10 protein-coding genes are annotated in these 11,991 nt (G+C 35.2%); 9 read left to right on the forward strand and 1 reads right to left on the reverse strand.

Annotation, left to right across the window (positions count from 1 at the left end):
* The 7 genes from J3U16_RS02925 to J3U16_RS02955 form a co-directional block, all read left to right on the forward strand.
* A partial coding sequence (locus tag J3U16_RS02925; protein ID WP_267342488.1) for an acetyl-CoA C-acyltransferase occupies nt 1-856 on the forward strand: 856 nt, incomplete at its 5' end.
* Between the two features lie 9 nt (nt 857-865).
* Entirely contained in the window at nt 866-1,525 is a 660-nt protein-coding gene (locus tag J3U16_RS02930) for a CoA transferase subunit A (RefSeq protein WP_065734675.1), read from the forward strand.
* A gap of 2 nt (nt 1,526-1,527) precedes the next feature.
* Nucleotides 1,528-2,166 (forward strand): 3-oxoacid CoA-transferase subunit B, encoded by a 639-nt coding sequence (locus J3U16_RS02935; protein ID WP_267330516.1) that lies wholly within the window; start codon nt 1,528-1,530, stop codon nt 2,164-2,166.
* Between the two features lie 154 nt (nt 2,167-2,320).
* On the forward strand, nt 2,321-3,016 hold the full coding sequence (locus J3U16_RS02940) for a TetR/AcrR family transcriptional regulator (RefSeq protein WP_267330460.1): 696 nt from the start codon (nt 2,321-2,323) through the stop codon (nt 3,014-3,016).
* 146 nt (nt 3,017-3,162) lie between these two features.
* Nucleotides 3,163-3,930, forward strand: a complete 768-nt coding sequence (locus J3U16_RS02945; RefSeq protein WP_065734673.1) for a cyclase family protein — start codon at nt 3,163-3,165, stop codon at nt 3,928-3,930.
* Between the two features lie 15 nt (nt 3,931-3,945).
* Nucleotides 3,946-5,151, forward strand: coding sequence for an MFS transporter (locus tag J3U16_RS02950; RefSeq protein ID WP_065734672.1), 1,206 nt, complete (start codon nt 3,946-3,948; stop codon nt 5,149-5,151).
* 13 nt (nt 5,152-5,164) lie between these two features.
* Nucleotides 5,165-5,986 carry a 3-keto-5-aminohexanoate cleavage protein gene (locus tag J3U16_RS02955; RefSeq protein ID WP_267330461.1) on the forward strand — a complete coding sequence of 274 codons (822 nt, stop codon included), beginning with the start codon at nt 5,165-5,167 and terminating at the stop codon, nt 5,984-5,986.
* Between the two features lie 60 nt (nt 5,987-6,046).
* On the opposite strand, the gene pepN is transcribed toward J3U16_RS02955, so the two are convergent.
* Nucleotides 6,047-8,674, reverse strand: coding sequence for an aminopeptidase N (gene pepN, locus J3U16_RS02960; RefSeq protein ID WP_267330462.1), 2,628 nt, complete (start codon nt 8,672-8,674; stop codon nt 6,047-6,049).
* 273 nt (nt 8,675-8,947) lie between these two features.
* Between pepN and pncB the strand changes: the two genes are divergently transcribed.
* Nucleotides 8,948-10,135, forward strand: coding sequence for a nicotinate phosphoribosyltransferase (pncB, locus tag J3U16_RS02965; protein ID WP_065734669.1), 1,188 nt, complete (start codon nt 8,948-8,950; stop codon nt 10,133-10,135).
* A 161-nt stretch (nt 10,136-10,296) separates the two neighbouring features.
* Entirely contained in the window at nt 10,297-11,700 is a 1,404-nt protein-coding gene (asnS, locus tag J3U16_RS02970) for an asparagine--tRNA ligase (protein WP_267330463.1), read from the forward strand.
* The last annotated feature ends 291 nt before the right edge of the window (nt 11,701-11,991 follow it).

An 11,991-nucleotide genomic window follows, 5' to 3' on the forward strand; every position in this document is an offset into this window, starting at 1 on the left:
AATCGTCATTGCAGGCGGTACGGAAAGTATGAGTAATGCTGGTTATGTCTCTTTTGGTATGCGATTTGGCATGAGAATGGGAGATTCAAAATTGATTGACTCTCTTGTTTACGATGGTTTAACCGATGCTTTTTCTCATGTTCATATGGGAATTACTGCAGAAAATCTAGCTGAAAAATACCACTTAACTAGAAATGAGCTGGATGAATTTGCATTACAAAGCCAATTAAAAGCGGAACAGGCTCAAAAATCAGGTAAATTTGATGAAGAGATCATTCCTGTAGAGATAAAGAATAAAAAGGGAATTGAGGTTGTTAATCAAGATGAGTATCCAAGACATGGTTCAACATTTGAGTCTTTAAATAAATTGCGACCTGCATTTAAAAAAGATGGAGTTGTAACGGCGGGTAATGCATCAGGAATTAATGACGGGGCAGCAGCTTTAGTTTTAATGAGTAAAGAAAAGGCAGTTGAGTTGGGATTAAAACCCTTGGTTACCATTCGATCTTGGGCCAGCGCTGGTGTTGACCCACAATTAATGGGATATGGGCCAGTACCTGCGACACAAAAAGCGTTAAATAAAATTGGCTTATCTGTAGAAGATATTGATCTTATTGAAGCAAATGAAGCTTTTGCTGCTCAAGCAATTAGTGTAATTAAAGGATTAGATCTTGATACCAGTAAAATCAATGTTAATGGGGGTGCGATTGCACTAGGTCATCCAATCGGGGCTTCAGGTGCGAGAATTTTAGTTTCACTTATTCATGAAATGCAGCGACGAGATGCAAAAAATGGATTGGCAACGCTTTGTGTGGGTGGTGGTCAAGGTTTAGCAATGGTTGTCGGTAAATCCTAGGGTATTAATATGAACAAAGTAATGAATAGTATTGAAGATGCATTAAAAGATATTCAAGATGGTTCCGTTATCATGGTTGGTGGATTTATGGCTAATGGTACACCAGAAAAACTTGTTGATTATTTATGTGCTAAAGATGTTAGAAATTTAACGCTGATTTGTAATGATACAGGGCTACCAACAAAAGGTGTTGGAAAAATGGTCATGAAGAAACAATTTAAGAAAATCATCGCTTCTCATGTTGGTTTAAACAAAGAAACAGGACGTCAAATGAGTGCAGGTGAGACAATTGTTGAACTTGTTCCGCAAGGTACCTTGGTTGAGCGGATTCGCTGTGCTGGTTATGGCTTAGGTGGTTTTTTGACACCGACTGGGCTTGGCACGTTGGTAGAAGAAGGAAAAACAAAAATTAAAGTTGATAACAAAGATTATTTACTTGAGTTACCATTGAAAGCAGATGTTGCATTACTTTTTGCATCAAAAGCAGATAAATCAGGTAACTTAATTTATAAAGGTTCAATGAATAATTTTAATAATATTATGGCATCTGCCGCGGATATTACTGTAGTTGAAGTTGAAGAGCTAGTCGAAGTTGGTGAATTAGATCCGCATCATATTATGACACCAAGTGTGTTTGTTGATTATATTATTGATGGGAGAAATTGCTAATGATGGATAAAGAGCAAATCCAGAACTATATCGCTAAGAGAGTTGCACTTGAGCTTAAAGATGGCAATGTAGTAAATTTAGGTATTGGATTACCAACTAGAGTTGCCAATTTTTTACCAGATAATGTACATATTATTTTGCAATCAGAAAATGGTTTTATTGGGCTTGGCCCAACGCCTGATGAAAATCAAATTGATGACTCGATAGTCAATGCAGGCGGACAACCTGTCACTATTTTACCTGGAGGGTGTTTTTTTGATAGTGCTACCTCGTTTGGTATTATACGTGGTGGTCATGTTGATGTATCTGTTCTTGGGGCATTACAAGTTGATCAAAAAGGCAATATAGCTAACTATATGATCCCAGGTAAAATGGTGCCTGGTATGGGCGGAGCAATGGATCTTGTTACTGGTGCTAAAAAAGTTATTGTCGCGATGGAACATACCTCGAAAGGTGCGGTTAAAATCCTAAGAGAGTGTTCTCTACCATTAACTGCTGTTAATGCTGTTGATATGATCATTACTGAGATGGGCGTTATAGAAGTGACCGAGCAAGGACTTGTTTTAACTGAAATAAATCCCATATACTCTTTAGATGAGATTTTGGCTTCTACAGAAGCGGATTTAACAGTAAACATTTAGTATCATTTCTATATTTATAGCGAGAATGTCATCATTTGCCATGACATTTTCGTTATGTCTAATGCCATCTTAAAAATGGCACCTACTGACACACCTATATATTTTAGATAAATTTTAGTAGAATGAAAAAATAATATCTAAATAAGAGTTAGTCATGAAAAATCAATCAGAAATAACCACAGCTGATAAGCTATTAAATGCTGCAGAGCAGTTGTTTGCGGAATATAGCTACAATGAGGTTTCGATTAGAGATATCACCTCGTTAGCAGGTGTAAAATTGGCGCTTGTTCATTATCATTTTGGCTCAAAAGAAGAGCTATATCGTGCAATTATACGTCGGAGAATTGGTAAATTAAGTCAAGATCGCCTTTTCTTATTAAACCACTTCCATAAAAAAAATGCAGGTAAACCCATTAACTTAGAATCAATAGTTGAAGCTTTTTTGGCACCTTATCTTTTTAATACTTTGTATGGTGGGGCTGGTTGGCGTGAATATGCCATTATCGTTGCAAGGTTACTCTCTTCTGGCTCAGAACTTTCTTTATCTATACTGCAACAGGAATTTGATCCTAGTGCTAATTATTTTTTAGATGCTATGCGTAATAACAGTCCTAATGCAAGTGAAAAGCAAATTCAATGGGGATTTGATTTTTTAGTCGGTTCTATGTGTAATATTTTTGCCGAAGTAGATAGAATTAATTTTTTATCAGGTGGAATGTGCTCTATTAACAAACCTGATGAAAGTTGTCAGTACCTATTTAATTATATTTCCATTGGATTAAAAGGTGTACTATCAACTGAACCTCACAGCTTTTCTCCATCCTTTAACCTCTTAAAAAATCGGAAATAACTCAAATTATTCAGATAAACAATTTATTGAACGTTCGTTCAATAAATTGTGATTAAGATCTCATATTTATAAGTTGATAATTGATTGATCGTTCAATTAATAATATTGTCAGATTGATGAAATTCAACTAATAAAAGGAGAAATGAATGAAAATAGTTGATTTGAGTGTTTGTGTTGAACACAACACACCATGCGATCCACCATCAATGCCAACAGAAATTGATTATTGGGATCACACAAAAGGATCTGAACATATTAAAACTTTCTTTCCTGAAGCGACTAATGATGACTTACCAAATGGTCTAGGATGGTCAATTGAATATGTCAAATTAACAACACATAGTGGCACTCATCTTGATGCACCTTGGCATTACCATCCAACAATGAATAATGGGGAAGTCGCCACAACAATTGACAATATGCCACTGGAATGGTGTTTTTCTGATGGTGTGGTACTCGATTTTTCAAATAAACCTGATGGATATCTAGTCACCGCAGACGATATTAAGGATGAATTAAATCGCATTAATTATCAATTAAAGCCGTTAGATATAGTCTTAGTTTGTTCTGGTGCCCAAAAATATTGGGGAAGTAAAGAGTATTTAATTAAAGGTTGTGGAATGGGTAAAGAGGCAACTCTGTACCTTTTAAATCAAGGTATCAAAGTTGTTGGAACTGACGCATGGAGTTGGGATAGACCACTTTCTTTAGTTGCAAAGGAGTTTAAAGAAACCAGAGACTCATCAATTATTTGGGAAGGACATTTTGCTGGGATTGAGAAAGAGTATTATCACCTGGAAAAACTGACTAACTTGGATAAGTTACCGCCCACGGGTTTTAAAGTTGCCTGTTTTCCGATCAAAGTTCATAAAGCGAGCGCAGGTTGGACTCGTACAGTTGCAATTTTTCCTTAATTAGCAGGTGATAAAATGAAAAATCAAATTATTAATAAATGGCATGTGCTCACGGGCGGTTTTTTTAGCTACATGTTTGATGCGATGGATATTACTTTATTAGCTGTTTCTCTTCCGTTCATCATGAAAGATCTTGATATGAGTATGGCGCAAGGAGGTTTATTAGGTACAGCAACACTTGTCGGGGTTGGGATTAGTAGCGTTGTAGTTGGTTGGTATTCTGATAACTATGGCCGACGCAAGGCTTTGTTATGGAGCTTGGTACTGTTTGGTATTTTGACTGCAGCTATTTCACTGAGTCCTAATTGGTATGTAGTGCTAATCTTACGTTTTCTTGCTGGCCTAGGATTAGGTGGAGTATGGGGTATTATTGCTGCTTATATCGCTGAAACCTGGCCCGTTAGACAAAGAGGGCGGGCAGCCGCTTTTGTACTGAGTTCATTCCCAGCTGGAGCTGGTATATCTGCCTTTTTAGCCACTATAGTAATTCCTGTTTATGGTTGGAGAGGACTATTTATTGCTGGAGCTGGTTCAATTCTCGCAGCCTTATACATCTATTTTTTTGTTCCTGAATCTGAAACATGGAAACAACAGAAAGTTGCACGTCAACAACAAGGTGAGCCTGTTAATGTTTCTGTAAAAGAAATATTTTCACCAGAACTGGTTAAAATCACTTTTTTTGCAACTTTATCAGCAACTTTTGCACTTGTTGCTTATTGGGGATCGACAACTTGGATTCCAACATTTTTAATGAAAGAAAGGGGATTAGATATGGAAACCATGTCATTATTTTTCCTCATTTTAAATATCGGTATGTTTGTTGGTTATAATTTATTTGGGTATTTAGCCGATATGATCGGTCGCAAAAATGCCATTATATTATCCTTTTTAGGAACAACGATTACATTACCCATCTATGTCATGACAGAAAATACTTCTGCCCTATTATGGCTTGGTCCTGTATACGCATTTTTTATCTCATTTGCTGGTTTATTTGGCTCATATTTTGGCGAGCTATATCCAACAAGAGTTAGAACGCTAGGTGCTGGATTTTGTTTTAATGTTGGTCGAGGATTATCTGCTTTTTCTCCTGTAGTTTTGGGTATGGTGTCAGCAAAATTTGGTTTAGCTATTGGCATTGGTATTTGCTCAATATTCTTTTTTCTTGCTGCAGTCATGATGTTATTTTTACCAAGTACACATAATAAAGATAAAGGATAAAAAGGAGTTTATCATGAAAAATAAAACGATTATTACTGTTGCAACTACGGGTGCATTCCCGACTAAAAAGCATAATCCTGCGATACCTATGACACCAGAGGAGATCGCTAATGATGTCTATGATTGTTGGCTGGCGGGTGCGTCAATTGCTCATTTGCATATGCGTGATGGCAACGAACAAGGTACTATGGATAAAGCCCGGTTCAAAAAAACTGTAGAATTGATTCGTGCAAAATGCGATATTGTATTAAATCTGACTACTTCTGGCGATCTCAACGCTACCGATGAAACTCGAATGGCACATCTTATTGAGTTGAAACCAGAAATGGCTTCATATGATTGTGGAACAATGAATTGGGGACACTCAACATTATTTGTTAACCATCCCCAATTTCTTGAAAAACTCGGTCAAGTGATGTTAGAAAATCATGTCAAACCAGAGATAGAAATTTTTGATGCAGGCATGATTTATAATTCAGAGTACTATCTAAAGAAAGGTGTATTGCAAGCACCAACTCATTACCAATTTGTTCTTGGGGCACCGGGAGGATCGACAGCAACTGTTGAAAATTTAGTGTATTTAAAGAGTCAATTGCCTGTAGGTTCAACTTGGTCTGCATTAGGGATAGGACAAGGTCACATACCAATTATGCTTACGGCTATTGCTATGGGTGGGCATATTCGGGTTGGGTTAGAGGATAATATCTACTATGCAAAAGATAGATTAGCTAAATCTAATAGAGAATTGGTGGAAAGGGCAGTTCGTCTTGTAAAAGAGGCTAATAAAGAAGTAGCAACGCCCGATGATGCACGCAAAATTTTAGGTCTTATTTAATTTGCCTTGAAAGATATAATACCCTATCACCAGATTTAATGATGGGGTATTAATACTCATCTATGCTGAAAGAGCCTTGCTAATTTTTTCGTAAAGATCTTTAGATAAATTATTCAACTTCAATAAGCTTTCTAAAGCTGCTGTCATTTTTTTCTGACGGTCTTTATTATAATGTTTTAGACGGATAAGTGGATCAATGAGTCGTGATGCCACTTGTGGATTTTTTTGGTTTAACTCTGTTAATATTTCTACTAAGAAATGATAACCACTACCGTCTTCTGCATGGAAAGCGACAGGATTATTATTTACAAAAGCACCAATTAGGCTTCTAATCCGATTTGGATTATTCAGTGAAAATGAGCGGTGATTGAGTAGTTTTTTTACTGTTGATAATACATTTTGCTCAGGGCTTGTTGCATTCAAGGCTAACCATTTATCCATAACCAAACCATCTTGATGCCATTTATTATCAAAATCGACAAGTAAAGTATGACGGCAATCAAGCTGTGCTTTCACCGCTGCGGTAAGTGCAGCTAATGAATCTGTCATATTATTCGCTTGTTCATATTGTTTTTTGGCTAAGGCATCTACTTGTGGTTTATCATTAGCATATGCCAATAATGACAAACAGCAGTTTTTCAGCATACGTTTGCCGATATCTGAATGTTCAATATGATATTGAGCTGTTTGATTATGATGATAGACCGCTGTTAACTCATCATAAAGTTCATTAGCAAACACACCTAATAAGAATTGGCGTACTTGATAAATAGCAATCGGATCAACAACATCAAACAGATTTGCTAATTCATTCTCTGAAGGTAATGTTAATATTTGTGCAATAAGTGCAGGCTCAACAGAGTCTGATAATAGTATTCCTCTAAAAGCATCCAAAACAAGTTCAGAGAAAGTCATAGGTAGATTATGTTGATAATTACTGACATTTAAACGCACATATTTTGCTAATAGCATTTGCGCAGCATCGTAACGACTAAAAGCATTACTAGCATGTTGCATTAAGAATATAAGATCACCATCTTGGTAATCGTAATTGAGTTTTACCGGTGCTGAGAAATCACGCAATAAAGATATAATTGGTTTTTCACTAATATTATCAAATACAAATTGTTGTTTTGCTTGTGTTACATTTAATACATGATGTATAGATTTGTTTTGATATTGCAATCTAATCACTTCGCCATCATGTTGATAAAGTTCAATATCTAATGGAATATGTAGTGCTTGTTTTTGGCTTTGATCTTGCGTTGCTGGCGTATGTTGCTCAACAGTTAGGGTATATTGATGATTTTGAGGATCGTAACTGTCAGTTACTGTTAAAATTGGGGTGCCCGATTGGCTGTACCATAATTTGAATTGTGTTAAGTCAATGCCTGATGCATCTTGCATAGCAGCAACAAAATCATCACAGGTAGCAGCACTTCCATCATGTCGTTTGAAATAGAGTTTCATCCCTGCTTGAAAGTTTTCTTCACCTAATAATGTGTGCATCATACGTATAACTTCTGCACCTTTTTCATATACGGTAACAGTATAGAAATTATTCATTTCAATTACTTGTTCCGGGCGAATAGGATGAGACATAGGGCTGGCATCTTCAGCAAATTGAACGGTTCGTAGTAGTTTGACATCATTAATACGTTTTACCGATCTAAGTCCTTGGTCAGAAGTAAATTCTTGATCTCTAAAAACAGTTAATCCTTCTTTTAAACTAAGTTGGAACCAGTCTCGACAAGTAACGCGATTACCAGTCCAGTTATGAAAATATTCATGACCAATTACGGATTCAATTCCGATATAATCGTCATCTGTCGCGGTTTCAGGTTTAGCCAAGACATATTTAGAATTGAAAATATTTAGTCCTTTATTTTCCATTGCGCCCATATTGAAGAAATCAACAGCCACAATCATGAAAATATCTAAGTCATATTCTAAATCGAAACGATTTTCATCCCAGCGCATGGCATTTTTTAAACTGGTCATTGCCCATTGTGAACGCTCTAAATTACCTTTATCTACATAAATTTCTAAATCAATTTTTCGATTAGAGCGGGTAATAAAGTGATCTTTTAATATATCAAAGTCACCAGCTACTAATGCGAATAAATAGGCTGGTTTAGGAAATGGATCTTGCCATTGAACCCAATGTCTACCGTCGGCTAGTTCGCCTTGTGAAATGCGGTTTCCATTAGATAATAGAAAAGGATATTGTTTTTTATTGGCAGTAATTCGAGTTGAAAAACGAGCTAATACATCTGGTCTATCAAGGTAGTAAGTGATATGACGGAAACCTTCCGCTTCACATTGTGTACAAAGCGCATCACCTGAAACATATAGTCCTTCAAGTGCGGTATTATCAATTGGTTTGATTTCGTTGACAATGGTTAAAGTAAATTCAGATGGAACATTTTTAATGATTAATCCGGTTTTTGTGATTTGATAATCACTCCAAGGCTGCTCATCAATATTTATTGAAACTAATTTAAGTTCTTCACCGTCTAAAATTAAATCGTTAGCTTGATGATTTTTATTAATAACATGACTACGAGCGATAACTGTAGTTGTTTCTGCAGCTAAATCAAAATCGAGGTCAATATCAGTAATCGTGAAGTCGGGTGTTTTATAGTCATGACGAAATTTAGCAATTGGTTGGATATCAGTTGTACTCATTTTTCTTTGCCTTCTAAAGTGATGCGCTGATCATGTATTTGAATTCATCAAAATAGGTCTTAATTACTTTCACTTTCATTTATTAATCAGATAAAAGTAAGTGAATTATCAATATTAATCATTTTGGAATAGATATGGATTAATTTATCAAAATATCTTTATTGGCTATTATAGCGTATTAAAAATAATCTTATTAGATAATTAATCTATATCTTAATTATTATTCTGCTATAATCTCCAGAATTTTCTTGAAAGAACTGATAATAGATAGACATGTTACCCGCAATAATTACATCAATATTAGATACTGATGCTTATAAATTGCATATGCAGCAAGCTGTTTTTCATCATTATCCTGATGTGACTGTGAATGCACAGTTCCGGTGTCGTAGTGATGATTTACTTGGTCAGTATGCTGATCAAATTGCTCATCAAGTTAAATTAATGGAGTCTCTAGCTCTTACTGAAGATGAGTTCGCTTATTTGTCGCATATTTCTTTTTTTAAACCAGATTATTTAAATTGGCTAAAAAATTGGCATTTTAATAGTCAATTGTTAACGATTAAAAATGAAGATGGTCAGCTAGTTATTCAAATTGAAGGTAAATGGGTTGATGTGATTTTGTGGGAAGTGCCATTGCTTGCAGTAATTAGTGAGATTGTTCATAAAGATCGTTCTCCTAATATTGGTGTTGATCAAGCACTGGTAAGACTTAAAGATAAATTAGCAATATTTGATACTAATGATATCGATATATCTGGTTTTAATTTGATGGATTTTGGCACACGAAGACGTTACTCTTTTGCTGTACAAGAAGCCGTTGTTAGTTATTTGCAAAACCATTTTACCAATTTTAATAGTACTAGTAATTATTTATTGGCATATCGTTTAGGATTGACACCAGTTGGTACTCAAGCACATGAATGGTTTCAAGCTCATCAGCGTTTAAGTACCAATTTACAAGACTGCCAGAAGACGGCACTACAAGTTTGGTTAGATGAGTATCCACATGATTTGGGTGTTGCATTAACTGATTGTATTACGATGGATGCATTTTTACGGGATTTTGATTATTATTTAGCCTCTCATTATCAAGGATTACGCCATGATTCAGGCGATCCGATAGAGTGGGGCGAAAAAGCGATTCGTCATTATCAGCAATTAGGAATTGATCCTAAAACAAAATTACTGGTTTTTTCTGATAGCCTAAACTTTGATAAAGCGCTTAAAATCTATCAATACTTCAATAACCGAGTAAAATTATCTTTTGGTATAGGCGGTTTTTTAGCTTGTGACATTCCGTCTACAGAGTTTAATACCAAATCCTTGAATATTGTGTTAAAACTCACTGAATGTAATAATCAACCTGTAGCTAAATTATCAGATAGTCCTGGAAAAACGATTTCGAAAGATTTGGCCTTTATTGACGAATTGAAAAGAACGTTCAAAGTCAATCATTAATAATAAAAGTAGATTATTAATGCTAAAAATTAAATAAGTAATATATCATTAACCGGTATTATTAATCATAAAGAAAATTTTTTATGGTTAGTCATTTTAAATTTATATTGCTTTTAATAACATTAACTATATAGATAATAAAATAGAGATGGATAATTAAAATGAATTCAGTTGCTCCTATTGTTGACGTGTTACAAGGCAAAATTGCTGTTGGTAGCACTATTTCTGTTCAAGGCTGGGTACGAACGCGCCGTGATTCGAAAGCCGGTATTTCATTTCTGGCTGTTTATGATGGCTCATGCTTTGATCCTATTCAAGCTGTTATAGAAAAAGATCTACCAAATTATGAACAGGATATTTTACGTTTAACTGCTGGCTGTTCAGTAAAAGTAACAGGAAAAGTAGTTGAATCTCCTGGTCAAGGTCAAAAATATGAGTTGCAAGCAACGAATGTTGAAGTTTATGGTTTTGTTGACGATCCTGAAACTTATCCTATGGCCGCTAAACGTCACTCAATTGAATATCTTCGTGAGGTTGCCCATTTACGAGCTAGAACCAATATTGTTGGAGCAATCACTCGTGTGCGACATACATTAGCCCAAGCTATTCACCAATTTTTTGATGAACGTGGATTCTTCTGGTTATCAACACCAATTATTACCGCATCAGATACAGAAGGTGCGGGAGAAATGTTTCGAGTTTCAACTCTTGATATGTTAAATCTACCTAAAACAGATAATGGTAAAATTGACTTTGATAAAGATTTTTTTGGTAAAGAAGCCTTTTTGACTGTTTCGGGTCAACTCAATGCAGAAACTTATGCTTGTGCACTTTCTAAAGTTTATACTTTTGGTCCAACATTTAGGGCTGAAAATTCAAATACTACTCGTCATTTAGCCGAATTTTGGATGATGGAGCCGGAAGTTGCTTTTGCTGATCTTAACGATAATGCCAAACTAGCCGAAGATATGTTGAAATATGTTTTCAAGACGGTACTAGAGAAACGTGCTGATGATATGCAGTTTTTTGCTCAGCATATTGATAAAGAAGCAATCAATCGTTTAGAAAACTTTATTAATGCTGATTTTGCTCAAGTTGATTACACCGATGCCATTTCTATTTTACAAAATTGTGGTGCAAAATTTGAAAATCCTGTCAGTTGGGGAATTGATTTAGCCTCAGAACATGAACGGTATTTGGCTGAACAACATTTTAAAGCGCCTGTTGTTGTTAAAAATTATCCTAAGGATATAAAAGCATTCTATATGCGTATGAATGATGATGGTAAAACTGTTGCAGCAATGGATGTATTAGCGCCAGGAATCGGCGAGATCATTGGTGGTTCGCAACGTGAAGAACGCTTAGATATGTTAGATAAACGTATGGATGAGTTAGGTCTTAAAAAAGAAGACTACTGGTGGTATCGTGATTTGCGTCGTTATGGAACTGTACCACATTCAGGTTTTGGACTTGGTTTTGAACGCTTGATAGTTTATGTCACTGGTGTACAAAATGTTCGTGATGTGATCCCATTCCCAAGAACACCTCGTAATGCAAATTTCTAAAATTTGCTCAAATTATCAACTGACTTTTTGTCAGTTGATATAAAAATTAATATAAATAAAATACAAAAATTGTATAAAAATTAATCAAACGGATGCAATTTTAAGCTTAGACACTAAGTTTTAGGAAAAGTTCACTTGATTTTAATAAATTTTTATACATAATTTACAGTACTGTGAAAATTGAGATAAAAATAATAGTTATAAACATTAGTTAAAAACATTATTTTTGGATGAATAATCATTGTAACAAAATTGACACAACCCAAAAGACGTGTCTATTAAGAAAAATAA

The sequence above is a fragment of the Gilliamella sp. B3023 genome, assembly GCF_026536845.1.
Classification (GTDB): domain Bacteria; phylum Pseudomonadota; class Gammaproteobacteria; order Enterobacterales; family Orbaceae; genus Gilliamella; species Gilliamella apicola_E.